Raw genomic sequence first — 26,046 nt, 5'->3', positions numbered from 1 at the left:
GGGGGGTACCCGTTCTGGGTGCCGTGCCGCGCCGGTCCAAATCAGACAAGCCGTCCGAATGTAGCACACCAGGGGGCCAGCAGGCAAAGGGGTCAGCCTCTACGCGGTCCCTCCTCCGAACTGCATGAAAAACCGGACGAGCACAGGGCCCGTCCGGAAGAGGAATCGGCTGTTAGCGCAGGACGCGCAGGGCCTTCAGGATGGCGATCAGGACGACACTGCCGACCACGCCCCACACGATGCTCCAGAAGCTGAAGCCCGCACCGGCCACGCCAGCGCCGCCGATGTTCAGCCAACTGCCGAAGATGGCCTGGGCCAGGAGGCTGCCGACAATCCCGATCAGAATGTTGGCGATCGCGCCCTGCTGGGCGTCCGTCTTCATGATGAGGCTCGCGAGCCAGCCGCACAGTGCACCAACCAGAATAGTAATGATCCAACCCATGATTCCTACCTCCGTTTACTAGTTACTTGTGATGGGATTCAACGATTCCTGCGTTCGCTGTGAACCGTTTCGTTGTGAGAGCAGCATGCGACCCGCCCAGAGTGCCGATTGTGGAGACCCGTACTTTCTCAAGAGGGGTTGAAGGTGGGATGGATGTCCCGCCAACCTGGGTTAAGGACTGGGGGCCTCCACGCCCTGTCTGACGCTCATTTCTGACCTGACCCGTAAGACAGTTATTCCCCGCCGGACCCCACTGCCCTATCCCGGCCCCCCCCGCTCGGCGGGCGGCTGGGTAGCATGGCGGGCACACGGAGGCCCCACCACATGCCCGGAACACCACCCCCACCCCAGACCACACCGTTCACGGTGCGCGCCCCGGCCAGCAGCGCCAACCTCGGCCCCGGTTTCGACAGCCTGGGCCTGAGCGTGCCGCTGTACACCACGCTGCGCGTCACGCCACAGGCCACCACCCAGGTCGTTCCCCTGGGACCGGAACTGGACGGCACGCCCGCCGACGAGACCAACTACGTGTACCGCGCCATGGAACTCGCCGCGCGGCGCGCCGGTCGCCCCCTGCCCCCCGCCCGTATAGAAATAGAGACCGACGTGCCCCTCGCGCGCGGGCTGGGCAGCAGCGCCGCCGCGCTGGTCGCCGGGATCGTCGCCGGGAACGAACTGCTGGGCCGCCCCCTGGACGACCTGGCGGTGCTGGACGTCGCCGCGCGCGAGGAAGGGCACCCGGACAACGTCGCCCCGGCCCTGTTCGGCGGGATCGTCGTCGCGACACTGGACAAGCTGGGCACGCACTACGTCCGGCTGGACCCGCCCACCCACCTGGGCGTGACCGTCCTGATCCCGGACTTCGAGCTGAGCACCAGCAAGGCCCGCGCCGTGCTGCCCAAGGAGTACAGCCGAGCCGACGCCGTGCACGCCCTGTCGCACGCCGCGCTGCTGGCCGCCGCGCTCGCGCAGGGGCGCCTGGACCTGCTGCGCCACGCCATGCAGGACTACATCCACCAGATCTGGCGCGCGCCACTGGTGCCGGGCCTGAGCGACATCCTGGAAGAAGCCTGGAAGCACGGCGCGCTCGGCGCGGCCCTCAGCGGCGCCGGACCCACCGTGCTGTGCTTCCACGACACCCGCGAACCCACCGCGCCCCTGCACGCCTACCTGCACGGCGTGATGAAGCGCAACGGCCTGGAGGGCCGCGTGCTGGACTTCCCCATCGACACCGCCGGAACACTGATCGAACGGGCGTAACCGCCCGGCCAAGTCGAAAGCGCCGCCCCATGAACAGGGACGGCGCTTTCGACTGCACGGAACAAGCTGTGCGGAACAAAAAGAAGGAAGCCCCTCTAGGAGGAGCTTCCGTGCTGGTCGAGGCGGCGAGATTTGAACTCACGACCCCTACCACCCCAAGGTAGTGCGCTACCAGGCTGCGCTACGCCTCGACATCCAGCCCCAAAACTATAGGGGGCGTTCCGGAATCCGTCAAGGGCATGCCGGGCTGGCGGGACGCGCTTTGTATCTGTGGGGGTGGCGTGGCTATCCTGCCGGGCATGACCCTGACTTTTGACGAGAAGCTGCGCAACTACGCGCGACTGGCGGTGCGGGTGGGCCTGGGCGTGAAGCCCGGGCAGCGCGTGCTGGTGCAGGCCCCGGTGGAGACGGCGCAGCTGGCGCGCCTGGTGGTGCGCGAGGCGTACGCGGCGGGTGCGAGCTTCGTGGACGTCCGCTGGGACGATGACGACGTGCAGCTGGCGCGCTTCGAGCTGGCACCGGACGGCACGTTCGAGCAGATCAGCCGCTGGCGGGTGGACGCCGAGATCGAGACCGCCGAGGCGGGCGGCGCGGTCCTGGCGATCCGCGCGACGAACCCGAACCTGCTGGGCGGCGTGAACCCCGAGCGGGTGGCGACTCACCAGCGGACGGTCGCGGCGTACCGCCGCCCGTACACCGCGCAGGTGATGACGAACCGCCTGAACTGGAATCTGATCAGCGCGCCGGTCAGCGGCTGGGCGGAGCTGATGTTCCCCGACGCGAGCGCCGAGCAGGCCGTCGCGCAGCAGTGGGACGCGATCTTCGCCGCGACCCGCGCCGATCAGCCCGACGCGGTGGCGCTGTGGGAGGCGCACCTGGGTGACCTGAAGCGCCGCCGCGACCTGCTGACCGGCAAGCAGTACGCCGCGCTGCACTTCCGGGGCGGCGGGACGGACCTGACGGTGGGCCTCGCGGACGATCACGTGTGGGGCGGCGGCGCGGCCGACACGCCCGGCGGGATCACGTTCACGGCGAACATCCCCACCGAGGAGGTCTGGACCGCCCCGCACCGCGAACGGGTGGACGGCACGGTCGTGAGCACCAAACCGCTGTCGTACAACGGCACGCTGATCGACGGCATCCGCATCGAGTTCAAGGATGGGCGCATCACGGGGGCCAGCGCTGAGAAGGGCGAGGGCGCGCTGCTGAAGATGATCGAGACGGACGAGGGTAGCCACCGCCTGGGCGAGGTGGCGCTGGTGCCGCACTCCAGCCCGATCAGCCGCTCGGGCCTGTTCTTCTTCAACACCCTGTACGACGAGAACGCCGCCTCGCACATCGCGATCGGCAGCGCATACCGCTTCAACGTGAAGGGCGGCGTGGACATGAGCCTCGAGGACTTCAATGCCAAGGGTGGCAACGACAGCCTGACGCACGTGGACTGGATGATCGGCAGTGATCAGATCGACGTGGACGGCATCACGAAGGACGGCCAGCGCGAGGCGGTCATGCGCGCGGGCGAATTCGTGATCTGAACGCAGAAGGCTCATGGCAGATGCCTGGTGGCTCACCAGCCCCGGCCATCTGCCATCTGCTTTCAGCCATCGGCACCCGGTCAGGGCCGCAGGTCTTCCTCGTCGACCAGGAAATCCACGGCGCCGCTGCCGATCTCGTAGTACGCGCCGATCACGCGGATCTGCCCGGTGGCCTCCGCCTCGCGGATGACAGGCTCGTCGCGCAGGAGGCTGACCTGGTAGCGGACGTTGTTCAGGACCGCCTCGCGCATGCGGGCCTTCTTGTCGCGGATGGCGGGCATGGCCTGCAGGCTGGGCTGGATGCGGCGGATCAGGTTCTGGAGGTGGTGGGGTTCCTCCGCGACGCGTTCCTCGGGCAGCAGCGCGGCGGCGACCGCGCCGCAGGCCTCGTGGCCCATCACGACCACGAGGTGCACGTCCAGGTGGCGGATGGCGTACTCCAGGGTGCCCAGTCCGGCCTCGCCGACGACGTTCCCGGCGACGCGCACCACGAACAGCTGCCCCAGGCCCTGATCGAACACCAGTTCGACCGGCACGCGGCTGTCGCTGCACGCGAGGATCGCGGCGTACGGCGTCTGGCCCATGATCTGCGCGCGGCGTTCGTTGGCGCTCATCTCCGGGCGGGTGGCCTGACCGCTGAAGAAGCGGGCGTTGCCGTCCTTGAGGGACTGGATGGCGGCGTCGGGCGTGGCGACGTCGGACTCCTTGATGTCCGCGATGTCCTCCATGCTCGCGCCCCGGCGGATGGCGTCCAGGATGCGGCGCTCGAGGTCGGCGGCGATCTGCGTGGCGGAATCGTCCATGCGCGGCATGCTACGCCCCGGCCCGGCGCGGCCGCTGAACCCCGTCCAGTCACGTCGGGCCCCCCGGTATGCTGCGCGGATGGACACGCTGACCGACCTGCTCGAGCGTTACGCGACCCTGCGCGACACGATCCTGGGCCTGGAAGCCGAACGGGACGAGCTGGGCGCGCAGATCAAGGCGGCGCTGCAGGGCGGCGAGCACGCCGAGACGGACCTGTACCGCGCGACCCTGAAGGCCTCGCGGCGCATCGAGTACCCGCTGGACCGCTTCCGGGAGGTGTTCGGGGACGCCGCCGCGCTGGAGGTCGCCACGATCGACCGCAGGCGCGCCGACGCGCTGGTGAAGGCCGGGGATCTGGACGGCGAGCGCCTGCGGGACCTGGCGGTCGTGAAGGAGACGCAGGCGCTGGTCCTGCAGCCCAAGACCCGCTGACCGGGCGCGCCGACGTGTGCGGGTGGGCGTGACGCGGGGCTGACCCTGCGGGGACGCGGGCCTGACCGGGCGGGGGCACGCTGGGCGCATGACGCTGATCTCCCCGCTCACCCTGCATCCGCTGCTGGACCCGGCCCTGCCCGCCCACCGTCAGCTGCCCGGCGACGTGCTGATCTGGACGGGGGTGGGCGCGTGGCCGGAGCGCGGCGAGGTCTTCACGAGGGCGGCGCACGTCCTGACGGAACGCGAGGTGCGGCTGGCCCGCCTGAGCGGCGCGCAGAGCGAACTGGACCGCCTGACCCGCTGACCCCCGACCCGGTTGCACAGCCGGTTGAACGCAGGGGCGGCCCCGGACATCGCGACGGGGCCGCCCCTGATGGTTGGCATGAAAAAAGCATTGCCGGTGAGCAGCGGCACCCGCGAATCATCCCTTATGGCTGCTGCCTTCCGGCCCTGACCAGGTTCGAGCGTCCGCGCTGCGCTGCGCCAGCAATGCGTTCAGACCATAGCACATGCCCGCCGGGGCTGTGCAGTCCCTCATGCAGGGGCCGGGCGGGCATCAAGAAGAAGCGCCGGAATCCGAAGATCCGGCGCTATCTGGTGCTCGGGATGGGACTTGAACCCACACAGCTAAGCTACACGCCCCTCAAACGTGCGCGTCTACCAATTCCGCCACCCGAGCATTGGGTGAGAGGCGAAAGCAATACTAGGGGGGAAGTTCCCGCGTGTCAAGACGCGCGCTTGCACCCGCGCGCGGACGTGATATGCTCGCGTTTGCCGTCGTGACGCGGTCAGGCCCCGGCCAAAGCCGGTTTTTTCCTGGCTGACACGCACGGGACACCACAACAAGAGAGGTATCACCATGATCGACAAGAAGCAGACCATCGAGACCCACGCCAAGCACGGCACCGACACCGGCAGCACCGCCGTCCAGATCGCCCTCCTGACCGAGCGCATCAACAACCTGTCGGTTCACCTGACCGCCAACAAGAAGGACAAGCACGGCCAGCGCGGCCTGCAGCTCCTGAACGGTCAGCGCCGCCGCCTGCTGAAGTACCTCGAGCGCACCAGCTACGACGAGTACATCGCCCTGACGGACCAGCTGAAGATCCGCCGCGGCCAGCGCATCGTCCGCTAAGACCCGCGCCCCGCACGCCGCCGCCCCCCGCAAGGAAGGGCGGCGGTGTTCTGTTACCGCCCGTCGGCGCCGCGCTGGTCCCGGTCCGGCACGTCCCGCCAGTCGCCGCTGGGCACCACGCTCGCGCCCGGCGCCCGGAGGCGGTCCGCGCGGGCGTACACGTACACCCAGGCGGTGAGGCCCTCTTCGCCGTCCACCTGCAGGGACGCGAGCTGGCGGGTGTACAGGGGCGGCGTGTCGTGCAGGCCCTCCAGGTCGTCCAGGCCGGGCAGGGCCACCTCCCACGCCGGGGGGTCGTAGGTCAGGACCGCGCCGCGCACCGCCGCGTCCGCCGGGCCGGGACTCAGGGCCGGGTACCCCTCGGGGTGGAGGTGGTGCAGGGTGAAGCCGCGCAGCGTGGCGGGGCGCGCCGTGAAACCGCGCGCGGCGACGTGGGCGTTGCGTTCGCCGGGCAGCAGGGTGCCGTACACGAACACGCGGGGGGGGCCGGGATCGGTCATGCCCGGACTGTAGCGCCCGAACTGGCCGGACGTTCAGATGGAGAGTTCCGCCACAGCCGACCCCCGACTCCTCCACGACAATGGCGCATGAACCTCAAGCGCGCGCCGGGCGTCCACGCCCGCCCTGCCCTGCTGGCCCCGCTGCTCACGCTGCTGCTCGTGGCGCCGCACGCCGCGGCCCAGACGACGCCTCAGACTCCGGCGCCCACGCCCCAGGACCGCCGCGTGAAGAGCGCCGCGCCCCTGAGCGCCGCCGAACAGGCCCGGCTGCAGGCGCTGGTCAGCCGCGTGCGGCCCGCTACCGTGCGCGTCGAGCAGTGCCGCGCCACCCAGTGCGACGACCCGGACGGCCTGGGCTCCGGCGTGCTGATCAGCGAGGACGGCCTGATCCTCACCGCGTACCACGTCATCCGGGGCGCGCCGGACCTGAGCGTGCAGCTGCTGAACAAGACCCGCTACCCCGCCGAGGTGATCGGGTACAACGACCAGGACGACCTCGCGCTGCTGCGCGTGAACGTGCCGAAGGGGACGCCGTTCCTGCCGCTGGCCGCCGCGCGCCCCGCCGTGGGCGACACCGCGCTGGCGATCGGCAACGGCGGCGGGGCGTTCCTGACGCCCAAGACCGGGCGCCTGCTGGGCTTGGACAGCGACCCTGGCCGCGCGGACTTCCCGCCCGGCACGCTGGAGATGAACGCCCCGCTGATCCCCGGCGACAGCGGCGGCCCGGTCGTGAACGTCAGGGGCGAGGTGACGGGCATCGTCAGTTACATCCGAGTCACGCAGAACGGCCAGCCCCGCTCGTACGCGGTGCCCGTGAGCACCACGGACGCGCGTGTGGCCGCCATGAAACGCGGTGAGAAGCGGGACGCGCCCGTGATCGGCATCGGGCTGGGCGGCCCCTTCTCGGAGCTGTTCTTCCTGCCCAGCGCGGGCTTTCAGGAACTGACGAAACTGCTGGACCTGGGCGACACGCCCGGCGCGTTCTTCACGAGCGTGTCGCGCGGCAGTCCCGCCGCGCAGGCCGGACTGAAACCCCTGATCCTGAACGGCGACTCGAAGCGGGTCTCCGGGGACATCGTGACCGCCGTCAACGGCAGACGGATCGTGAACTTCGCGGAATTCCAGTACGCCGTGCGGTCGTACCAGCCCGGCGATACGGTGACCCTGAGCGTCCTGCGGGACGGCAAGCCGCTGGAAGTCAAGGTGACCCTGGTGGGCCGCAGCAAGCTGAGCAACTGATACGGACTCCGATTGAATGGCTTATAAAGCCGTTCAATCCGAGCGGATGCGAGCAGGAGAGAAACGGGTTCCGGACGTGGAGTTGGCAACCCGGTGCGGTTCCGGGTTGTCAACGAAACAAACGGAATCCGTATGAGGCGCGAATACATCGGGACCGGGGTCATCACGCCCCGGTCTTCACATTGTCGTAATAGGCCTTGACAATTCTGCTTAAAACAGAATAATGCGGATTATGGACACCCTGAAAAAAGCCGGAGCGATGCTCGCCCACCTCGACCTCTTCCATCAGATGCTCGACCTGCGCGGCCTCCTGCAACTCGCCGCGCACATGGAGGAACGCGGCGACCGCGTCACCCTCATCAGCCCCGAGAGCATCACCCTGATCGGCACCGACATGCACACCAACCCCACCATCACCACCAGCAAGGGCGCCACCATCCACGCCCCCACCGCCTACCGCGTCCTGCACAGCCTCAAGGGCCACGAGGCGCCCGAGTACGCCGTCACCCGCGAGGAACTCGCCGCGCTGAACGCCCGCGCCGTCACCGAACTCGAAGGCAGCGACGCCCTGCGCGCCTTCGACGCCACCCTCACCCGCATCAGCACCCCCAGCGACACCGAGCGCCCCGCCCGCACCCGCCGCACCCCCGACACCGAACCCCCCACCGAGCAACCCGCCGCCTGAAAGAACGGATGCCGTCCGTTCCGTTCAGACTCCGGAACAACACCGCAGTCCGAACTCCACTTCCGGCCTCCGTTTCACTCCCACGCGCATCCGCTCGGGTGGAACGGTCAACAGCCACCGTTCCACCGGAGGCACCTCATCAGCCGCGCTTCACGCCCAGCCGCTAGCCTGGGAATCGTGAAGCGCGGCCTCCTGTTCCCCATCACCCTCCTGCTCCTGCTCGGCACAGGCGCCGCCCAGCCCACCCCGGACCCACTGAGCGGCGGCGACTACGCGCAGGTGTACGCCCGCGCCCAGGCGGCCGGGGACGCCGTGACCGCCAGCCGCGCCGCCGCCGCCATGACCGAATACCGCGCCGGAGGCCGCGACTGGACCACCCGCGCCGTCCAGGCCGCCCGGCAGGCCACCGCCACCCACCCCGGCGACCCCGACGCGCAGCTGGCGCTCGGCAGCGCCCTGGGCCTCCAGGCCCGCGCCGGAGGGTACACGCTGGGCGCGCTGAACACCGCGCAGCAGGCCCGCGCCGCGCTGGACCGCGCCCTGAACCTCGCGCCGGACCGCGCCGACATCCAGGCCGTCCTGGCAGAGTGGCACGCCGGAGCCTGGGCGAAAGCCGGAATCTTCAGCGGCGGCAACCAGGACCGCGCCCGGACGCTGGCCACCGCCGCCGCCCGCCGCGCCCCCGACACCCTGTTCGTCCAGGCCCACGCGGGCATCGCCCTGAGCCTCATCAAAGACACCCAGGCCCGCGCCACCCTGACCCGCGCCGTCACCCTGAACGCCGACACCCCCCTGGAACGCGACCTCCAGAGCCAGGCAAAACGCGTACTGGACGGACTGAAGCCGTAAGCAACGGCTGAGAGTCCGAAGGTCGAAGAGTCCAAGGGAAAACCGGCGCCCTAAACTCCTTCAGACCTTTTGACACTCAGACCTCCCGCCCTTCACTCCACCATGTCGCCGTGCTCGTGCCGGGCAGCAGGGGCACGTCCTGCGCGTGTCCGGCGCGGTCGGCGAGGGCCTGCGCTTCGGCCTGGGCGCGGTCCGTGCCGAGCCACCCGCTCCAGTAGGCGCGCAGGGTGCCGGTCACGAGGGCCAGCGGGACGGTCTGGGCGGGACGGGCGGGCTGGTACAGCAGGTCCAGGTCGGTGAGGGGACCGCCGTCGGGACCTCCCACGGGCTGCCAGTACGGGAGGTCCACGGTCCGCAGGCCCAGGGCGTGCAGCGCGGCCCGGCGCCCGGCGGGGTCCACGCCAGTCGCGGCCTCGGCGGCGCGGTCCTCTGCGTTCTGGCGGGTGGGGTGGACGCTGTCGGCGAACATGCCCGCCAGTCCGGCGTCGCGCACGACGCGCAGGGTCTCGTCGTGCAGGGCGCGGCCCACGCCCAGGCCGCGCGCGGCGCGGGTGACGGCCATGAACGAGTTGAAGCCCGCCCCGCGCAGACTGCCGGGGAGGGGCAGCAGGGCGTACAGGGTGCCGCCCAGCACCTCGCCGCTTTGGGTCTGCGCGACGAGCAGGCGGTCCTCCCGCTCCGGGGTGCGGCGGGTGATGAGGTGCGCGAAGACCTCCGGGGGGATCAGCATGTCCGGCGCGTAGTAGCTGGCCTCCTGCACGCGGCCGAACGCGGGAATGGCCGGATCACCGGGGTCGGTCACGTGCCGCAGCGTGAAGGCGGGTGGAGTCATGCCGCGCAGGGTACCGGGGCGGCGCGCGCGGCACTGCGAGCCAGCGCGGCATTCCGACCCGGCCTGTGGGGGCGCGCCCTGTATAACTGGAGGTCATGACCCCCACCGACCTGCTGACGACCCTGGTGACCGAACTGGGCTGGAACCTCGCCGTGTGGCTGCCCACCCTGCTGATCAGCCTGCTGTTCATCCGCGCGGTGCTGGGCGTGCGGGTGCGGGAACTGATCACCGAGATCGAGGAGCACCAGACGGCCGCGATCGGCGCGGTGTTCTTCTGGGTGTCGCTGGGCTTCAGCCTGCTCCTGAGCCGCACCATCGCCAGCCCCGTGCCCGAAGGTGGCACCTGGGCGGAGGCGTTCACGTGGCTGGCCGTGGCCGTGATCGTGACGCTGCTGCTGTTCACGCTGGGCGTCCTGGCCGTGTTCGGCACGCTGGCCCGCCGCAAGGGCGAGGGGGTGCTGCGCTACATCCGCCGCGAGATGCGCGAGGAGCACAACCTGGCGCTGTCGTTCATCATGGGCGCGCTGTTCCTGGTGCCTGCGGTCGTCACGTACCACGTCACGCTGTAAACCCGGACCTGCCCGCGCCCCCGGAGACACGATTCCGGGGGCGTGAACTGTTCCCGGGCTCGGGCGCCCCCGCACCTGCCCCCGCTATGCTGGGCGGCATGACGGCCCCCGACTCCACTCCTCCCGCCGCCGGTGACCGCGCGCCGCGCGTGGCCCCGAACTTCATCACCGAGATCATCGAACGCGACCTGCAGGGCGGCAAGTACCCGCAGGTCGTGACGCGTTTCCCGCCGGAACCGAGCGGGTACGCGCACCTGGGGCATATCTTCGCGTCGTTCCTGGATTTCCAGACGGCCGCGCAGTACGGCGGGCGCTACCACCTGCGCATGGACGACACGAACCCGGAACTCGCCACGCAGGAGTACGCGGACGCCATCGCGGACGACCTGCGCTGGCTGGGCTGGGACTGGGGCGAGCACCTGTACTACGCCAGCGACCATTTCGAGCAGTACTACGCCTACGCCGAGCAGCTGGTGCGGCAGGGTGACGCCTACGTGGACTCGGTGACCGGTGACGAGATGGCCCGCCTGCGCGGCGACGCCCGCACGCCCGGCACGCCCAGCCCGTACCGGGACCGCACGCCCGAGGAGAACCTGGATCTGCTGCGCCGCATGCGCGCCGGGGAGTTCGCGGACGGCGCGCACGTGCTGCGCGCGAAGATCGACCTGGGCAGCCCGAACATGAAGCTGCGCGACCCGGTGCTGTACCGCATCCTGCGCGGGCATCACTACCGTGCGGGCGACGCGTGGTGCATCTATCCGATGTACGACTTCCAGCACCCCCTGCAGGACGCGCTGGAGGGCGTGACGCACTCGATGTGCAGCCTGGAGTTCGTGGACAACCGCGCCATCTACGACTGGCTGATGGAACGGCTGGGCTTCAATCCGCGCCCGCACCAGTACGAGTTCGGGCGGCGCGGCCTGGAGTACACCATCACGAGTAAGCGCAAGCTGCGCAAGCTCGTGGAGGCCGGGGCGGTGCACGGCTGGGACGACCCGCGCATGCCCACCCTGCGCGCGCAGCGTCGCCTGGGCGTCACGCCGGAGGCCGTGCGGGCCTTCGCGGCGCAGATCGGCGTGAGCCGCACGAACCGCACCGTGGACCTCAGCGTGTACGAGAACGCCGTGCGCAGCGACCTGAACCACCGCGCGCCGCGCGTGATGGCGGTGCTGGACCCGCTGCCCGTCACGCTGGAAAACCTGACCGAGGCGCAGACGCTGAGTCTCCCCTACTGGCCGTTCGACGTGGTGCGCGACTCGCCCGACGGCTTGGTCGCCCTGCCTGGCGGGGAACGCGTGGCCCCCGAGGTCGCCGTGCGCGACGTGCCGCTGACCCGCGAACTCGTCATCGAACGCGACGACTTCAACCCCGAGCCGCCCAAGGGCTTCAAGCGCCTCACGCCGGGCGGCACGGTGCGCCTGCGCGGGGCGGGCATCATCCGCGCCGACCGCTTCGACGTGGACGACAGCGGGCAGGTCACGCGCGTGTACGCCACGCTGCTGGGCGAGGACGCCAAAGCGGGCGGCGTGATCCACTGGGTCAGCGCCGAGCAGGGCGTGCCCGCCGAGTTCCGCCTGTACGACCGCCTGTTCCGCGTGCCCAACCCCGAGGCCGCGACGCCCGAGGAGATCGGGCACGAGGACGAGACCAAACCCCTCGACGCGGGCTTCATGGCGTTCCTGAACCCCGACAGCCTGCGCGTCACGCGCGGACTGGTGGAGCCCAGCGTCACGCGCGACCCCGCAGGCACCCGCTACCAGTTCGAACGGCAGGGCTACTTCTGGCGTGACCCGGTGGACAGCCGCGAGGACGCGCTGGTGTTCGGGCGGATCATCACCCTGAAGGACGCCTGGGCGAAAGCCACGCAGAAGGCCGAGGCGCCCGCGAAGGCCCCCAAACCTGCCAAGGCCCAGGCTGTGAAACCCGAGCCGACCGAGAAGCCCGCGCCCGCCACTCTGACCCCCGAACAGGAGGCCGAGGTGGCCCGCCTGACTGCCCTGGGCGTTCCGGACGCCGAGGCCCGCACCCTCGCGCGTGACGCCGCGCTGCTGGCCTTCCTCGGCGGGGCCACGCAGGACAGCACGTTCGCGCAGGTCGCCAGCTGGACCGCGAACGACCTCGCGCCGGGCCTGCGCGCCGGTGAAGTCCGGGTGGCGGCCGCCGACCTCGCCCCGCTGGCTGCGCTGCTGAGTGACAAGAAGGTCACCACCCGCGTCGCCCGCGACGTCCTGGCACGCGCCGCGCAGACCGGCGAGGCCCCCGCCGCGATGGTCGAACGGGAGAACCTCGCCGGGGGCCTCAGCGAGGACGCCCTGAACGCCGCCATCGCGCAGGTCATGGCCGACCACGCCGACAAGGTGGACGCCTACCGCGCCGGGAAGACCGCGCTGCTGGGCTTCTTCACCGGGCAGGTCATGCGGCTCAGCGGCGGCAAGGCCGACCCCGCCACGCTGAACGCCGCCCTCCAGACCGCACTGAACGGCTGAAGCCCCCTCCGTTCCGTGTTCCCGGCCTTCCGTTTCAGGGAGGCCGGGTCTGTTTTAATGACCCCCATGTCTGACGTGACCCCCGCCGACCTGCCCCGCGACCTGGGCTTCGCCATGCCTGCCGAGTGGGCCGAGCACGCCGCCACCTGGATGAGCTGGCCCGCCGACGACGACCTGTGGTTCGGGCATCTGGAGGGCGTGCGCGCCGAGTTCGCCGAACTGGTGCGGACCATCGCCCGCTTCGAGCCGGTGCATCTGCTCGTGCGGGACGAGGAGAGCCGCGCGGACGCCCGCGCGCGCCTGGCCGGGGCGGACGTGACGTTCCACGACGTGCCGCTGGACGACGTGTGGATGCGCGACAACGGCCCCATCTTCGTGAAGCGTGACGCTGACCTGGCGCTGGTGGACTGGAAGTTCAACTCCTGGGGCGGCAAGTTCAACTGGGGCAACGACGACCGCGTGCCCGAGTACGTCGCCGGGCAGCTGGGCACGCACCGCTGGGCGCAGCCGTTCGTGCTGGAGGGCGGCGGGCTGGAGGTGAACGGCCTGGGCGTGGGCCTGACCACCCGGTCGTGCTTCCTGACCGACACCCGCAACCCGGGCCTGACCGAGGAGGGTTACGCTTTCCTGCTGGCCGACACGCTGGGCGTGCGCAAACTCCTGTGGCTGGACGGTGGGCTGGAGAACGACCACACCGACGGGCACATCGACACCATCACGCGCTTCACCGACGAGCGGACCATCGTCACCAGTGTCGAGCCGAACCCCGAGGACCCCAACCACGCGGTCATGGCGAAGAACCTCGCGGACCTGCGGGCCATGACCGACCAGGACGGGCAGCCCTTCCGCATCGTGGAGCTGCCGCTCCCCGCGACCTACCTGGAGGGCGCGGAGGGTCGCCTGCCGCCCACGTACGCGAACTTCTACATCGGGAACGGGTTCGTGGTCGTCCCGCAGTACGGCGACCCGAACGACGCCCGCGCCCTGGAAGTCCTGACGCCGCTGTTCCCCGGCCGCGAGGTGATCGGCCTGAGCAGCCGCGCGATCATCGAGGGCGGCGGGAGCTTCCACTGCGTGACGCAGCAGCAGCCCGCCGGGACGCCCTGGATGCAGGACGCCTGAGGCGTGCCGTTCCAGCCGCTGCCCGAGGATCAGCCGAGCTGCACCGTGGCGTGCCCCGCGTGCGGGCACCGCTGGCTGGTGTACGAGCAGCAGCTGGGCCTGCTGGGTCCCTGCCCGGCCTGCGGCGCGGCCCGCCCCCGGTATACGGGCAGCGTCGCGCCGGGCAGTGGACGGCAGGTGTCGTTCGGGAGCTTCCGTGCCCTGATGGATGAACCGCGCCTGCTGAGCCTGATCGAACAGGCGCTGGGACTGCGCCCGCTGGACGGCGAGCGCTTCGCGGACGCCCAGGGCCGCGAGGTCGCCCTGGAGGACGTCCACTACGCCCTCCAGGGGGACGCCGGGTGGCAGGGTCAGGTGTACAACCTCCACATGAGCCGCGCCCGCTGACGGCGCGTGCCAGAGTGACGGCGTGACTGACCTCGACCTGGGTGGCGGGTACTCGGCCCGCCCGATCTCGCTGGTGGAGTACCGGGCGGCGTGCGCGCGGCTGGAGGACCGGATCTTCGGCGGGAATTCGCTGTTCGCGTTCGATCCGCCGGTGCGGGCGGCCCCGCCGCTGGGCGAGTCGTGGAACTGGGGCGTGTACCACGGCGCGGAACTGATCGGCTGGCATCACGCGCACGCGCGGGACGAGCGGACGGTGTACATGGCCGACACCGGCCTGTTGCCCGAGCATCAGGGGCGCGGGGTGTACTCGCGGTTGCTGCCGCACCTGCTGGCCGCGTTCCGCGCGGCGGGGTTCACGCTGGTGCAGAGTCACCACCGCGCGACGAACAACGCCGTGATCATCCCGAAGCTCCGCGCCGGGTTTCACCTTCAGGGCCTGAATGCGTACGAGGGCGGGGTGAATGCCGCGCTGACCCTGAGCCTGGACGGAACGTACGGGCAGGCGATGCACGTCCGCAGCGGCTTCCGCGCGCCCTCAGGCGAGGCAGCGCGGCGACTGGGCGTCCCGGACGAAGGACTGCCCGGTCTGGCCGACGCGCCCGACCTCCCCCTCCCGGCGGACGCCGAGACGGGCGTGGACCTGGGCGGCGGGTACCGCCTGCACCGCGTGCCGACCGCCACGTACCGCGAGGTGTACGCGCAGCTGGAGGCCAGCGCGTACGAGACGGACTCGTTCGACTGGGGCGACCGTAAAGCCGCGCCCGCGCCGCGCGGTCCGCTGTGGAGCTGGCTGATCAGTCACGCGGGACGGGTGGCCGGGTGGCAGGCCAGCCGCGCGTGGGACACCCGCACCGCGTACATGGTGAACACCGCGCTGCTGCCCGCGCACCGGGGGCGGGGCGTGTACACCCGCCTGCTGCCCGTGGTGCTGGACGCCCTGCACGGCGAGGGTTACCCGCTGGTGCGCAGCCATCATCACCTGACGAACAACGCCGTGATCGTCCCGAAACTCCGCGCGGGCTTCCGCTTCCAGGGCGTGCAGATCGACGAGCACGGCGTCATGGCCATCCTGCTGCGCAGCGCCGACCCGGCGTACGCGGCGTACATGGACCGCCGCAGCGGCCTGACCCGCTGAACGTCAGGGGCCGATCTGGACTGTGAACGTCTGAGTCTGCTCAGTGACGTTCTGGGCGCGGTCGTACACACGGACGGTGACGGTGTGCTCGCCGTTGGCGGCCGCGTCAAAATACTGCGCGTAGGAGTTGTACGCGGTGGGGTCGTCCACGAACGTCTTCCCGTCGATGGTCAGGACGACGCGGTCCACGGCGGTGTTGTCCCGCGTGCCGAGCTGGAAGTTCACAGTGCCCTGCGCCCGCAGCGTCTTCGGGAACACGACCATCGTGACGGACGGGGACTGGGTGTCAAGTGCGGGCGCGGTGGTCTGGGTGGTGGCGGGGGTGGGGGCGGCGGGCGTGTTGGCCGCGCCGCAGCTGGTGGCCAGGACGGCCAGCAGTGCCGGAACGAGTATGCGCATGAGTACTCCTGCTGCGTTGCCGCAGTGGGTCTGGTCCGTCCCGGCCGGGGGCCGGTCTGGACAGGGTCGAAAAGTCGGTCGCACCACTGGCTCCGCGCGTCCCAGGTGCCCGGATAGGGGACCGCGCTTCATCGCCTCTTCTCGCCCGGTACTCCGCAGCGAGGCCTTCATGCTGCCTTCACCTTTCCGTCAGATCTGTCACGCGCGCCGCCATGAAGCCCCGCACAGGCCACCCACAGCAGCGGGACCCCGAGGTGACACAGACTCCGGTTGAAAGGTTTGCAAAAACTTGCAACCCGAGCAGAGCGAGCAGGAGAAAACCGGGTTCCGGGGTCCCGCCGATCTCCGACACTGCCTCAACCGGAGGCCGCCTCCTCCGTTGGTTCGGTTCACAGATCGGCACCCGCTGCTCTCCTGCTCAGCCGCAGTCCGGCTCAGGCGCGGCGGGGCGGGCGGTTCTTCGCGCGTTTGATCGTGCCGATGCCCGCCTCGCTGGTCAGCACGGCTCGGTACAGGTCCCACCACTGGCGCGCCTGGGTGGGTTCGCGGGTGAGGGTCTCGAAGCGGTAGTACGCGGCCTCGCCGGTCGGGAGGACGAAGGTGGGCGTGCCGAACACCCCGACCTCGCGCGCGGCGTCCAGGTCGGCGCGCAACTCGGCGCGGCGGGCCTGCTCGTCGGCCAGGGCCGCCGCGAAGGCGTCCAGGTCCAGACCGCCCTCCTGCGCCGCCGCGTGGATGACCCCCTCGGTCAGGGGCTCCTTGCGTTCGTGGTGGGCGCGGAAGAGGGCCAGCGTGAACGCCCAGTGGGCCGCCTCGCCCTGCAGGGCCGCCGCGTGGGACGCCAGGAACGCGCGCAGGCCGGGCTTCAGGTACTTCATGTACCCCTCGCCGTCCGGGGCGTCCAGGCTCTGATCCGTGACGCGCCACGACAGCTCCTTCGCGTTGTCCGCGTGGTTCCCCTCGACCAGCGAGTAGTGCCGCAGGGTGAACGCCTCGCCCTCCGTTTTCAGGACGGCGGCGAGTTCCACGCCACGCCACGCGTAGGGGCACAGGAAGTCGAAGTACAGCTCGGTCGCTCGGGTCATGCGGGGCACCGTACACCCTGAGGTGCGCGGCGGAACGTCACGCGGGCTGCACTCCGCCCGCCGGTCCGGACTGCACGGCCTCCACCTCCGCCGCCGCGCCCGCGACCAGCACGGCGTCCCCGGCCCGCAGGACGTCCTCGGCGCGGCTGCGTAGCGGCTGCCCGTCGCGCCAGATCGCCACGACCAGCGCGCCCGTCTCGCGGCCCAGGTCAGCGACCGTGCGGCCCACCATGCCCGGCGGGACGCTCAGTTCGCGGATCGTGAAGTGCTCGCTGGTCACGTCGCCGCTCAGCAGGCGACTCAGGCGCGGCGCGAGCATCATCGCCGCGATCCGGTTCCCGCTCAGCTGGTACGGATTCACGACCTCGTCCGCCCCGGCGCGGCGCATCTTGCGGGCCGCCGACTCGTCACTCGCCCGCGCGATCACCCGCACGCCCGGGTTCAGGCCCTTGGCGGACAGCACCACGTACAGGTTGCTGGGATCACTGTTGATCACCGTGACCAGCGACGCCGCCCGCTCGATCCCGGCGCGGCGCAGCACGTCCTCGTCGGTGGCGTCCCCGACCAGGGTGTGCAGGCCCTGCGTCTGCGCCCACTCCAGGTGCTCGGGGCGGTGATCGACCACGACCACCTGGCGCCGCGCGCCCCGCAGCGCCACGCTGACCGCCTCGCCCACCTGCCCGTACCCGCACACGATCGTGTGATCCTTCAGGCTCATGATCTTCCTCTCCTTGCGCCGCCGCGCCGCGTCCGGGTCGGTCACGGTCCGCAGCATCGTCTCGGCCAGCAGCGTCAGCAGGTACAGCATCAGCCCGATCCCGACCAGCATCAGCACCACGCTGAACACCTTCCCGTCCGTGTGCAACTCGCCCGGCGCGCCGTACCCCACGGTCGTCAGGGTCATGGCCGTCATGAACAGGCAGTCCAGCCACGACCAGCCCTCCAGCACCCGGTACCCGACCGTGCCGAACACCACCAGCCCCGCGATCAGGGCCAGCAGCACGGCGGGACGGCGGTTCATGCCTCCAGTGTAGAGGGGCGCTCAGCGGTGAGTCGCGCCGAACGCGGGCACCGGGCAGCGCGCCTGCCGGACGCGGATCAGGCTCTGTCCCACGTCCGGCGGACGGTCAGGGCAGCAGGCGGCGCAGGTGCCACAGGTGCGCGCCCGCCCACTCGCGGCGGTCCTCGACGGCGTCCTGGATGCCGTCGGCGTACCCGAGCGCGCGGTGCAGTTCCCCGGCCAGCATGGCGTCGGCGTGCAGGGCGCGCAGCGTGTCCAGCGGGGCGAGGTCCGTCCATTCGCGCAGGAACGCGTCGCGCGCGGCGTCCAGCGTGGCGGGGTCGGTGCCGTCCGGGCAGAGGTAGGCGGGGTTGGCGTCCAGAAAGGGGTGGGTGAGGCTGGCGTCGGACCAGTCGAGGATGGTCACCTGATCCTCGTGCGTGGTGACGTTCCCACCGTGCAGGTCCCCGTGCCCGAGGGTGAGGGGGACCGGACTGCCGTGCAGGCGGTGCAGCGCAGCCTCCAGTTGGGGACGGCGGGCGCGGAGCGCGGCGGCCTCGTCAGGGGTCAGGGCGTCGGGGTGCGGCCCGTGCTCGTCCGCGTGCAGACTCTTGTCGCTCAGCAGGGCGTCCAGCTGGCCCAGCAGGTACGTGGGGCCGCGCGGGCGCAGGTTCAGGCCCGGCAGCAGGTGGCGCGTGTCGCGCTGCACCCGTGCCAGTTGCCGCAGCACGGCCGCCGGGTCGCCCCCGACCTCACCGCAGCCGTCCAGGAGCAGCAGGCCGCGCCGGGTGTCGGCGGCCAGGACGGGCGGGGCCGCGCCGGGCACCCCGGCCAGCGCGCAGGTGACCGTCACCTCCCGCGCGAAGAAGTCCGGGACGGCCTTGAAGTACACGTCCCCCCGCCGCGTGGGGACGCGCCACAGGACGCTGATCTGCCAGTGTTTCAGCACGACCGGGGCGCCCGTGCGGGGGCGGTCCTGCGCGGCCAGTTCGTCGTCCAGCCAGGCCAGGGCCGCCGCGTGCCAGTCCGGCCCGAACCACGGGGTGCGAGCAGGAGTCCGCGCGGCGTCCGCCAGTTCACGCAGCTCCTCCGGGACCGGCGCGCCCTCCGGAGGGTCGGGGGTGAACAGCTGCCACGCGCACGTGGCGCGGGTCACGCCGTCCCCCCCGGTCCCGTGCCGGGTGAAGTCCAGCCGCCGCCCCAGCCAGCCCTCCACCCCCGCCGCCCGCGCGGCCTCCAGCACGTGCTCGCCGTAGTAGACGGGCGTGTCCACGGTCAGGGTCCGGCAGGCGACCTCCGCCCCGCCGGGCCGCGTCAGGAGGAGGTGCAGGGTCGTCTCGCGCCGCACGGGTTCGGTCATGGACGCAGCCTCGCACGCGCCGCCCCCAGCGGGCATCTGTCAGATGACGCAGCCACCCGGCACGGACCCGGTGACGCGCCGAGCGGGACGTCCGGCGGTGGTCATGGTGGGGGGCGCGCCGTTCAGGGAGAATGACGCGCATGAGTGACCGGGAACTGAATTTCGCGCGGGAGATCATGGGCAACCGTTCCTACCGGGACGTGCCGGACGCCGAGGTGCTGCAGGAGGCCGAGCGGCTGCTGGACGGCTGGATGGCCGGGGAGCTGCGCATGGAACGCCCGAAGATCTACGACCATTACGCGCTGCTGCTGCTGGCCCTGACCCGGCAGGTGCGGTCGTTGGAGGCGCGCGTGAGCGAACTGGAAGCCGCGCGGGGGCCGCAGTGACGCGGGTGAAGGTGTGCGGCACGACCAGCGTGCACGACGCCGTGCTGAGTGCCGAGGCGGGCACGGACGCGCTGGGCTTCATCTTCGCGCCGGTCAGCAGGCGGCTGGTGTCGCCGCAGGTGGCGCGCGAGGCGGGCCTGAGCGTGGGGCCCAGCGTGGCGCGGGTGGGCGTGTTCCTGGATCAGGGGCTGGACGAGGTGCTGCGCACGGCGGAGGCCGCGCGGGTGAGTGCCGTGCAGTTGCATGGACGCCTGTCAAGTCTTTACGTGATGGCGGTCGCCGCGTATTATCCCGTTCTGCGTGTCGTGCGCCCCGCCGATCTGGCGGGCGAGGCGGACATGTGGCACGGGCACCGAGGCGTCACGCTGATGCTGGACGCGCCCGAACCCGGCGGCGGCATTCCGCTCGACTGGGACGCGTTGCGCCCCTTCTTCCCCGATGGGGCGTGGCTGGCCGGGGGCCTGGGACCGGGGAACGTGGCGGCCGCCATGACGGCCCTGCACCCCGCCGGGGTGGACGCCGTGAGTCGCCTGGAGGCGAGCCCCGGCGTGAAGAATCCCGAGGCCGTGCGGGAATTCGTGCAGGAAACGCGCCGCGCTGCCCGGAGTTATCCACAGTGAAACGGGCACCTGTGGATAACTTTCCCGGTTGTGGAAGAGTTCCACGCGAGGCGTGAAAAGTGTGTTTCACACGGACAAATAACCGGTCCCTCGGCACCGGGGGATTCACCTTATCCACAGGCTGTCCACAACGCCTGTGGATAAACCTGTGGATAACCTGAGCGAATCGCCCGGCTCATGCCCTGCACGCGGCCCCCGCAGGGCCACCTCTCACGTTGAACGGTTCCGCCGGGCACTCTAGCAACACCACCCCAGGGCCGGTCAAGCACCCGGCAGGCCGAACCAGCCCGCCAGCACCCGCCCGGCCTCCACCACATCACCCGGCTGCCCCAGATCCACCCCGGCGCCCGCGAACGGCACCCGCGCGAGCGTGTGGCCCTTCGTGCGCAGGTCCTCCAGGTTCCCGTGATCGCTACTGACCACCACCCGCGCGCCCGCATCCAGCAGGCCCAAGAGCAGCGCGTCCACCCGCCGCAGGTACGACCGCCCGGCCGCCAGCGCGTCCCCCGGCACGTCCGGCGCGCCCGCGTGCCCCAGCAGGTCACTGAACCACAGGTCCAGCGCCAGCAGATCGACTTCAGTCGCCGCGCGGGCCAGCGCCGCCCCGTGCCGCGCCAGGGTGTCCAGTGCCGCCCCCTCCTCCCCCACTACAGCCCAGGGCCGCGCATAAGGCAGACCCAGCGTCGCGCCCAGCAGCGGCACGCCCGGCGGATTCAGCGGCAGCCCCGCCGCGCGGAATGCGAACGGAAAGCAGCCCATGCGGTTGCGGCGCCCCGCCCCCGATTCCAGCGCCTGAAAGTACGCGGGGACGTACTCGTTCCCCAGCGCCACGCGCGCCCCGGCCCGCGCCAGCCGCACCGGCAGCGCCCCCTCCTGAAGCAGCCGCTGCAGGGTCGGCCCCGGATGCGGCCCGAAATGCTCCCCCATCACGCGCACCGCGTCCGTCCCGGTCAGCCAGCACGCCTGCCCCGTCCCCGACTGCGGCAGGCCCGGCACGCCCAGCGTCGCGTCCAGGCACCGCCCCGCGTCCACCAGCGGCCGCAGCGTCCCCAGCGGTTGCTCCCAGACACTCCCACCCGGCGCGTCCTGCGGGTGCCCCACGCCGTCCAGCGCCAGCCACACGATCCCGCTCACGCACGCTCCATCCGGGCAGCATAGTCCGCGCGGCCCGGATCACCGTGAGGGTCACACCGTCCGCATGCCGTGTGACCTGATCCGCAATTCACCGCCCACTGTGATACGCTGGTAACATAATCAGGAGGCGAACCCATGCGCTACGCCGTACAGATCCTCGACGAAACCACCACCCGCCCCCACCCCACCCCCGCCCTCACCCTCGACTTCACCGAGGAAACCGTCACCATCCGCGAACTCATCCGCCGCCGCGTCTACCAGGAATGCACCGACCACAACGCCACCCAGACCCAACGCTTCCGGGGGCTCGTCATCCCCGAAGGCATGGAACGCGACCTGAACAGCCCCGCCACCCCACGCCCGCACCGCATCCACTGGGAACAGCAGTACGCCCGCGCCACCGAAGCCTTCACCCGCAACGGCCTGATCATCCTGATCGGCGACCGACAGGCCGAGAGCCTCGACGAGACCGTCACCCTGCGACTCGATGAACCACTGGACGTTACCTTCCTCAAACTCACCCCACTGGTGGGGGGCTGAGCGATGATCACCACGACAACCAGCCATGGACGGCATCAGATCAACGGGCGAGAGGTGGACGAGGCGACCTTCACTGCATTTCAGCAACTTCTGACCCCTGCCTTCACGAGGCAGGAGGCGGAGGCCAACCGGATCAACACCCTGCTGGAAGGCGAAGAGTTACGCCACGCAGCGGTTCGGCATCTGCTCAGTGAGGCCATCCGGCCCCACGCGGCCCTTCTGAAACCCGATCTGGTCGCCGGGTGCGTGATGACCGCGTGGCAGCACTTCACCCCATCTGCGACGACCCTCCTGCACGAATGGTTCGGCCTCACCGCCGAGGTGCAGGGGCTTCTGCTGCCCCGTCTGCGCCACGTTGCGGCGGATGAAACCGCTCCGCTGCGGGTCGCCGCCACAGCGGCCGTCCGTCACCTGGACGAACTGCGTGATCTGGAACAGCGACTCGCTGACGCATCCGGGGAGGAAGCGGCGAATCTATGGCTGGCCCTGCTCGTGAAACAGGTGCGCCTTGGACGCTATGACACGTCTCAGGTGCGGCAGCCCCCCCCGCTCCCCAGCATCCCAGCGGGTCAGCAGGGCTACCTTCTGGGCCGGGTCCTTGACCTTCATACATCTGCACATCCTCAGACGGCGCCGCCACAGGTGGGGTGGAGGGAAGCTCCCAACGCCTGGAAGACAGCGTCTGACACGGCACTTCCTCACCTGCTTCAGGAAATTGGCGACGACGAGGTCGCCCATATCCTGGCTGTCAGGGTCGAACCGGAGGCCGCCCCTCTGAGTGCCTACGCCGATGTGCCCACCAAGGCATTCCTGCCTGCCCTGGTACAGAGGGCCACCAAGACCGCCATCTTGTCCCCATTGGCCCTGGCCGCAGCGCGCCGCTCGGCACTGGTGACCTACTGGGGACCAACGGCTGAAAAGTACCCGTGGTGGATCAGTGTTTCTAACATCTTGACGCCGGAACTGAATCCCGGTGAGGCGTGGTCGGATGCGGTGCTGGCTCGCCTGGACGCCCTGCCCCCGGAGCGGCGGGAGCCGTGGCCTGCGCTGATGGCGTTCGCACGCACGGCGACAGCGGGCAAACCCACGGCGAAGTGGCTCAGGGATGCCGGAGCGCACGTGAAGGCGGTCGGGGCGGCGCCCTTCCGGGAGGTGTTGACGGACGCGTTGCCGCTGCTGTCCAGGCCCCGGACGTTCCGCCTGAATCCCGGACAGTACGGTGGTGATCCGAACCTGCTGCTGGACGAGTTCAACGCGCTGTCCCTGAAGGGGCTGCTGTGGATGGTGCCGCTGGCGGCGGACGACGCGTTGACGCGGGCGGTGGCGGGCGTGGCAGAGGCGGCGCTGCGGAAGGTGCCGGGCGTGGGGCCGCGCGCGCCGAAGATCGCGAACGCGGCGGTGTACGCGCTGTCGCGCACGGAGTCCGGGGCGGCGCTGTCGGCGCTGGCGCGACTGAACACGACCGTGACGTTCAAGGGCACGCTGAAGGAGGTGCGCAAGGCGCTGGACGTGGTGGCGGCGCGCCTGAACGTGACGCCGGACGAACTGCTGGAACTGGGCACGCCCACCCTGGGTCTGGGCGTGGTCGGTGAGCGGGTGGAGGTGCTGGGGGACGTGCAGGTTCGGCTGAGCGTGGACGCGCGGGGCGCGCATCTGGAGTTCTCCCGCGCTGGTAAGCCGCTGAAGAGCGTTCCGGCGGCCGTGAAGAAGGATTTCGCGGAGGACATGAAGGAGTTGAAGGCCGCGCAGAAGGAGGCCGAGCAGGTCACGGCGGCCCTGGCGCAGCGGCTGGACGCGCTGATGATCGAACCCCGCACCTGGGTGGGCGCGGCGTGGCTGGAACGGCACCTGAATCACCCGCTGGCCGGGACGGTGGCGCGCCGCCTGATCTGGCTGGTGGACGGCGTGCCCGCACTGTGGGGGGACGGTGACCTGCGGGACGTGCAGGGCGAGCCAGTGGCAGTGTCCCCCACCTCGGGCGTGACGCTGTGGCACCCGATCGGGCGGGACGTGGATGAGGTGCTGGCGTGGCGAGCGCGGCTGGAGGCGCTGGACGTGCGGCAGCCGTTCAAGCAGGCGTGGCGTGAAGTGTACGTGCTGACCGACGCGGAGCGGCGTACGGGCACGTACTCGAACCGCTTCGCGGGGCACATCCTGCGCCAGCATCAGTTTCATGCGCTGGCGGCGCTGCGCGGGTGGCGCAACCGCCTGCGCCTGATGGTGGACGACAGTTACCCGCCCGCCATGCGTGACCTGCCCGCCTACGGCCTGCGCGCCGAGTACTGGATCGAGGGCATCGGCGAGAACTACGGTGAGGATTCCACCGAGTCCGGCGCGTACCTGCGCCTGACGACGGATCAGGTGCGCTTCTACCCGCTGGCCGCCCCGGAAAACCACGCGCACGCCGGGGGCGGCGGGTACACCATGTGGGTGAATCAGGCGCAGCAACCCCTGAATCCGCTACCACTGGCTGACATCCCACCCCTGGTCCTCTCGGAGGTGCTGCGCGACGTGGACCTGTTCGTGGGCGTCGCGTCCGTCGGCAACGACCCGACGTGGCAGGACGGCGGTCCGGGCGGCCGGTTCCGGGAGTACTGGCAGTCGTACTCCTTCGGGGAACTGAACGAAACGGCCAGGACCCGCGCCGCGTACCTCGAACGCCTCATTCCGCGCCTGAAGATCCGGGACCGCCTCTCGCTGGACGGCCGGTTCCTGCGGGTGCAGGGCGACCGGCGCGCGTACCGCATTCACCTGGGCTCCAGCAACATCCTGATGGAACCGGACAACCAGTACCTGTGCATCATCCCTGGCGGGAAGGGCAGTGGCCCGGACGTGGATTTCGACGGTGACCGGGTACTGTCCCTGGTACTCAGCAAGGCGTTCCTGCTGGCCGACGATACCGCCATCACCGACCCCGTGATCCTGAACCAGCTGACCCGCTGACGCCACACACAGCCAGGGCCGGGTCATGCAGCGTGCGTGACCCGGTTCACCCGCATACCCTTGACCGATCCTGCATACCGCGCTATAGTTTTGGACATCACCGCCCGAGAGGCGGATTTTTTATTGTCTGCTTCACCTGTGCCGGATGGCGGATGCCGCAGGCCCCGGCGACCCGCTAGCGTACGGGCATGACCCGTGACCTGCCTCCCGGAACGCGCGTCGCGCTGCATGTGCCCCTGCCCGGGCTGGCGCAGGGCACGTGGGGTGTCGTGACCGGCGGGGCGGGAAGCGTGTACGACGTGAGTTTCGCCGGGGTGGTGCGGGCCGTGAACCGCGTGCATCTGAAGGTGGCCCGCGCGGACGCCGAGGCGATCCCGGCCGATCACGGGAACCTGCGGCCCTTCGTGCAGTACGGCTGCGTGATGGGCAGTCGAGCCTTCGGGCTGGGCACGGACGCGTCCGACACGGACGTACGGGGCTTCTACCTGCCGCCCGCCCGGTTGCACTGGAGCCTCGCGGGTGTACCCGAGCAGCTGGAGTTCGAGTCGCCGGGCCGCGAGGAGGTGTACTGGGAGGCGGGGAAGTTCGTGCGGCTGGCGCTGCGCGCGAACCCGAACGTGCTGGAGGTCCTGGCCTCACCGCTGCCGCTGACGGTCACGCCGGTCGCGGCGGCGATGCTGAACCTCCGGGACGCGTTCCTGAGTCGCCTGATCGTCACGACGTACGGCGAGTACGTCCGGGCGCAGTTCCGCCGCCTGGAGAACGAGCGGCGCACGCACGGCGAGGCCCGCCCGAAACACCTGGTGCACCTGCTGCGCCTGCTGATCAGCGGCGCGCACGCCCTGCGGACCGGGGAGGTGCTCGTGGACGTCACCCCGCACCGGGACGCCCTGCTGGCCATCAAGCGCGGCGAGACGACCTGGGCCGAGGCGGACGCGTGGCGGCAGGCCCTGCAGGCCGAGTTCGAGCACGCCGCCGCGCACACCCGCCTGCCCGAACGCCCCGACGCAGCGCGGGTCGAGGCGTGGCTGCTGGACGCCCGCCGCGCCGCGCTCGACTGGTAGGCCGCTGCCCGGTGCCTCCGCCATCCGGCTCAGCGGGTGGTGCGCGGCTGGCCGATGCGGGCGCGCACGGGGGGCGGCTAGGCTGCCGGGCGGTGAGCCT

General features: G+C 70.7%; 27 protein-coding genes, 2 tRNA genes, 1 other RNA gene and 1 riboswitch. Of the genes, 18 read left to right on the top strand and 12 right to left on the bottom strand.

Annotated features, from left to right (window positions below; genetic code table 11):
* Window positions 1-172 precede the first annotated feature (172 nt).
* On the bottom strand, window positions 173-442 hold the full coding sequence (locus EXW95_RS11605) for a GlsB/YeaQ/YmgE family stress response membrane protein (protein WP_058974243.1): 270 nt from the start codon (window positions 440-442) through the stop codon (window positions 173-175).
* Between the two features lie 324 nt (window positions 443-766).
* On the opposite strand from EXW95_RS11605, the gene thrB reads away from it, so the two are divergent.
* Window positions 767-1,702 (top strand): homoserine kinase, encoded by a 936-nt coding sequence (thrB, locus tag EXW95_RS11600; RefSeq protein WP_174367581.1) that lies wholly within the window; start codon window positions 767-769, stop codon window positions 1,700-1,702.
* Between the two features lie 114 nt (window positions 1,703-1,816).
* On the opposite strand, the gene EXW95_RS11595 is transcribed toward thrB, so the two are convergent.
* A tRNA-Pro gene (locus EXW95_RS11595) sits at window positions 1,817-1,893 on the bottom strand.
* 108 nt (window positions 1,894-2,001) lie between these two features.
* Between EXW95_RS11595 and EXW95_RS11590 the strand changes: the two genes are divergently transcribed.
* Window positions 2,002-3,237, top strand: coding sequence for an aminopeptidase (locus EXW95_RS11590; RefSeq protein WP_174367580.1), 1,236 nt, complete (start codon window positions 2,002-2,004; stop codon window positions 3,235-3,237).
* Window positions 3,238-3,317: 80 nt separating this feature from the next.
* Here the strand turns inward: EXW95_RS11590 and EXW95_RS11585 are convergent, their stop codons facing one another.
* The gene (locus EXW95_RS11585) at window positions 3,318-4,040 is read right to left on the bottom strand and encodes a carbonic anhydrase (protein ID WP_174367579.1); all 723 of its coding nucleotides are present in this window, start codon (window positions 4,038-4,040) and stop codon (window positions 3,318-3,320) included.
* A gap of 79 nt (window positions 4,041-4,119) precedes the next feature.
* Between EXW95_RS11585 and EXW95_RS11580 the strand changes: the two genes are divergently transcribed.
* A complete protein-coding gene (locus EXW95_RS11580) occupies window positions 4,120-4,473 on the top strand; it encodes a hypothetical protein (protein ID WP_160977635.1) in 354 nt (117 codons plus the stop codon).
* Window positions 4,474-4,561: 88 nt separating this feature from the next.
* Window positions 4,562-4,780 (top strand): hypothetical protein, encoded by a 219-nt coding sequence (locus EXW95_RS11575; RefSeq protein ID WP_174367578.1) that lies wholly within the window; start codon window positions 4,562-4,564, stop codon window positions 4,778-4,780.
* Window positions 4,781-4,867: 87 nt separating this feature from the next.
* Here EXW95_RS11575 and ffs read toward each other — a convergent pair.
* Both ffs and EXW95_RS11565 read right to left on the bottom strand, forming a co-directional pair.
* Window positions 4,868-4,966, bottom strand: an RNA gene (gene ffs, locus EXW95_RS11570) — signal recognition particle sRNA small type.
* A 105-nt stretch (window positions 4,967-5,071) separates the two neighbouring features.
* Window positions 5,072-5,155 (bottom strand) — tRNA-Leu (locus EXW95_RS11565).
* Between the two features lie 180 nt (window positions 5,156-5,335).
* On the opposite strand from EXW95_RS11565, the gene rpsO reads away from it, so the two are divergent.
* Window positions 5,336-5,611: a 30S ribosomal protein S15 gene (gene rpsO, locus EXW95_RS11560; RefSeq protein ID WP_058974249.1), complete on the top strand. Its 276-nt coding sequence runs from the start codon at window positions 5,336-5,338 to the stop codon at window positions 5,609-5,611.
* A gap of 53 nt (window positions 5,612-5,664) precedes the next feature.
* Here the strand turns inward: rpsO and EXW95_RS11555 are convergent, their stop codons facing one another.
* Window positions 5,665-6,111 (bottom strand): gamma-glutamylcyclotransferase, encoded by a 447-nt coding sequence (locus tag EXW95_RS11555; protein WP_174367577.1) that lies wholly within the window; start codon window positions 6,109-6,111, stop codon window positions 5,665-5,667.
* 87 nt (window positions 6,112-6,198) lie between these two features.
* Here EXW95_RS11555 and EXW95_RS11550 point away from each other — a divergent pair, with 87 nt between their 5' ends.
* The 3 genes from EXW95_RS11550 (at window position 6,199) to EXW95_RS11540 (ending at window position 8,884) form a co-directional block, all read left to right on the top strand.
* Window positions 6,199-7,350, top strand: a complete 1,152-nt coding sequence (locus EXW95_RS11550; RefSeq protein WP_174367576.1) for a S1C family serine protease — start codon at window positions 6,199-6,201, stop codon at window positions 7,348-7,350.
* A 232-nt stretch (window positions 7,351-7,582) separates the two neighbouring features.
* A complete protein-coding gene (locus tag EXW95_RS11545) occupies window positions 7,583-8,035 on the top strand; it encodes a multidrug DMT transporter (protein WP_174367575.1) in 453 nt (150 codons plus the stop codon).
* 177 nt (window positions 8,036-8,212) lie between these two features.
* Window positions 8,213-8,884 (top strand): hypothetical protein, encoded by a 672-nt coding sequence (locus tag EXW95_RS11540; protein WP_174367574.1) that lies wholly within the window; start codon window positions 8,213-8,215, stop codon window positions 8,882-8,884.
* Window positions 8,885-8,960: 76 nt separating this feature from the next.
* Here EXW95_RS11540 and EXW95_RS11535 read toward each other — a convergent pair whose 3' ends face one another.
* Entirely contained in the window at window positions 8,961-9,716 is a 756-nt protein-coding gene (locus EXW95_RS11535; protein WP_174367573.1) for a GNAT family N-acetyltransferase, read from the bottom strand.
* Between the two features lie 95 nt (window positions 9,717-9,811).
* On the opposite strand from EXW95_RS11535, the gene EXW95_RS11530 reads away from it, so the two are divergent.
* The 5 genes from EXW95_RS11530 to EXW95_RS11510 all read left to right on the top strand — a co-directional run bounded on the left by EXW95_RS11530 (window position 9,812) and on the right by EXW95_RS11510 (window position 15,415).
* On the top strand, window positions 9,812-10,285 hold the full coding sequence (locus EXW95_RS11530) for a hypothetical protein (RefSeq protein WP_174367572.1): 474 nt from the start codon (window positions 9,812-9,814) through the stop codon (window positions 10,283-10,285).
* A gap of 98 nt (window positions 10,286-10,383) precedes the next feature.
* Window positions 10,384-12,771 carry a glutamine--tRNA ligase/YqeY domain fusion protein gene (locus EXW95_RS11525; protein ID WP_174367571.1) on the top strand — a complete coding sequence of 796 codons (2,388 nt, stop codon included), beginning with the start codon at window positions 10,384-10,386 and terminating at the stop codon, window positions 12,769-12,771.
* 66 nt (window positions 12,772-12,837) lie between these two features.
* Entirely contained in the window at window positions 12,838-13,893 is a 1,056-nt protein-coding gene (locus EXW95_RS11520) for an agmatine deiminase family protein (RefSeq protein ID WP_174367570.1), read from the top strand.
* Between the two features lie 3 nt (window positions 13,894-13,896).
* A complete protein-coding gene (locus EXW95_RS11515) occupies window positions 13,897-14,280 on the top strand; it encodes a hypothetical protein (RefSeq protein ID WP_174367569.1) in 384 nt (127 codons plus the stop codon).
* Between the two features lie 22 nt (window positions 14,281-14,302).
* Window positions 14,303-15,415, top strand: coding sequence for a GNAT family N-acetyltransferase (locus EXW95_RS11510; RefSeq protein ID WP_174367568.1), 1,113 nt, complete (start codon window positions 14,303-14,305; stop codon window positions 15,413-15,415).
* A gap of 3 nt (window positions 15,416-15,418) precedes the next feature.
* On the opposite strand, the gene EXW95_RS11505 is transcribed toward EXW95_RS11510, so the two are convergent.
* The 4 genes from EXW95_RS11505 to EXW95_RS11490 all read right to left on the bottom strand — a co-directional run bounded on the left by EXW95_RS11505 (window position 15,419) and on the right by EXW95_RS11490 (window position 19,259).
* Window positions 15,419-15,814, bottom strand: a complete 396-nt coding sequence (locus EXW95_RS11505; protein WP_174367567.1) for an Ig-like domain-containing protein — start codon at window positions 15,812-15,814, stop codon at window positions 15,419-15,421.
* 63 nt (window positions 15,815-15,877) lie between these two features.
* Window positions 15,878-15,962: riboswitch (cyclic di-GMP riboswitch) on the bottom strand.
* Between the two features lie 286 nt (window positions 15,963-16,248).
* Complete coding sequence (locus EXW95_RS11500) at window positions 16,249-16,899, bottom strand: DsbA family protein (RefSeq protein ID WP_174367566.1); 651 nt, start codon at window positions 16,897-16,899, stop codon at window positions 16,249-16,251.
* A 37-nt stretch (window positions 16,900-16,936) separates the two neighbouring features.
* The gene (locus EXW95_RS11495) at window positions 16,937-17,920 is read right to left on the bottom strand and encodes a TrkA family potassium uptake protein (protein WP_174367565.1); all 984 of its coding nucleotides are present in this window, start codon (window positions 17,918-17,920) and stop codon (window positions 16,937-16,939) included.
* A 106-nt stretch (window positions 17,921-18,026) separates the two neighbouring features.
* Window positions 18,027-19,259: a phosphotransferase gene (locus EXW95_RS11490; RefSeq protein ID WP_174367564.1), complete on the bottom strand. Its 1,233-nt coding sequence runs from the start codon at window positions 19,257-19,259 to the stop codon at window positions 18,027-18,029.
* A 140-nt stretch (window positions 19,260-19,399) separates the two neighbouring features.
* Between EXW95_RS11490 and EXW95_RS11485 the strand changes: the two genes are divergently transcribed.
* Both EXW95_RS11485 and EXW95_RS11480 read left to right on the top strand, forming a co-directional pair.
* Entirely contained in the window at window positions 19,400-19,645 is a 246-nt protein-coding gene (locus EXW95_RS11485) for a hypothetical protein (protein WP_174367563.1), read from the top strand.
* Window positions 19,642-20,265 carry a phosphoribosylanthranilate isomerase gene (locus tag EXW95_RS11480; RefSeq protein ID WP_174367562.1) on the top strand — a complete coding sequence of 208 codons (624 nt, stop codon included), beginning with the start codon at window positions 19,642-19,644 and terminating at the stop codon, window positions 20,263-20,265. Before EXW95_RS11485 ends, EXW95_RS11480 begins: the two co-directional genes overlap by 4 nt.
* A 261-nt stretch (window positions 20,266-20,526) precedes the next feature.
* Here the strand turns inward: EXW95_RS11480 and EXW95_RS11475 are convergent, their stop codons facing one another.
* Window positions 20,527-21,399, bottom strand: a complete 873-nt coding sequence (locus tag EXW95_RS11475; protein WP_174367561.1) for a metalloenzyme domain protein — start codon at window positions 21,397-21,399, stop codon at window positions 20,527-20,529.
* Between the two features lie 135 nt (window positions 21,400-21,534).
* Between EXW95_RS11475 and EXW95_RS11470 the strand changes: the two genes are divergently transcribed.
* From EXW95_RS11470 to EXW95_RS11460, 3 genes are all read left to right on the top strand, one after another.
* Window positions 21,535-21,939, top strand: coding sequence for a hypothetical protein (locus EXW95_RS11470; RefSeq protein WP_217449191.1), 405 nt, complete (start codon window positions 21,535-21,537; stop codon window positions 21,937-21,939).
* A gap of 951 nt (window positions 21,940-22,890) precedes the next feature.
* On the top strand, window positions 22,891-24,882 hold the full coding sequence (locus EXW95_RS11465; protein ID WP_174367560.1) for a DUF4132 domain-containing protein: 1,992 nt from the start codon (window positions 22,891-22,893) through the stop codon (window positions 24,880-24,882).
* A gap of 188 nt (window positions 24,883-25,070) precedes the next feature.
* A complete protein-coding gene (locus tag EXW95_RS11460; RefSeq protein WP_174367559.1) occupies window positions 25,071-25,946 on the top strand; it encodes a DNA polymerase beta superfamily protein in 876 nt (291 codons plus the stop codon).
* Window positions 25,947-26,046 lie beyond the last annotated feature (100 nt).

This window comes from Deinococcus sp. JMULE3, from assembly GCF_013337115.1.
In the GTDB taxonomy this organism is placed as follows: domain Bacteria; phylum Deinococcota; class Deinococci; order Deinococcales; family Deinococcaceae; genus Deinococcus.
The sequence above is the reverse complement of the archived record's forward strand: the minus strand, read 5'-3'. Positions and strand labels throughout refer to the sequence as shown.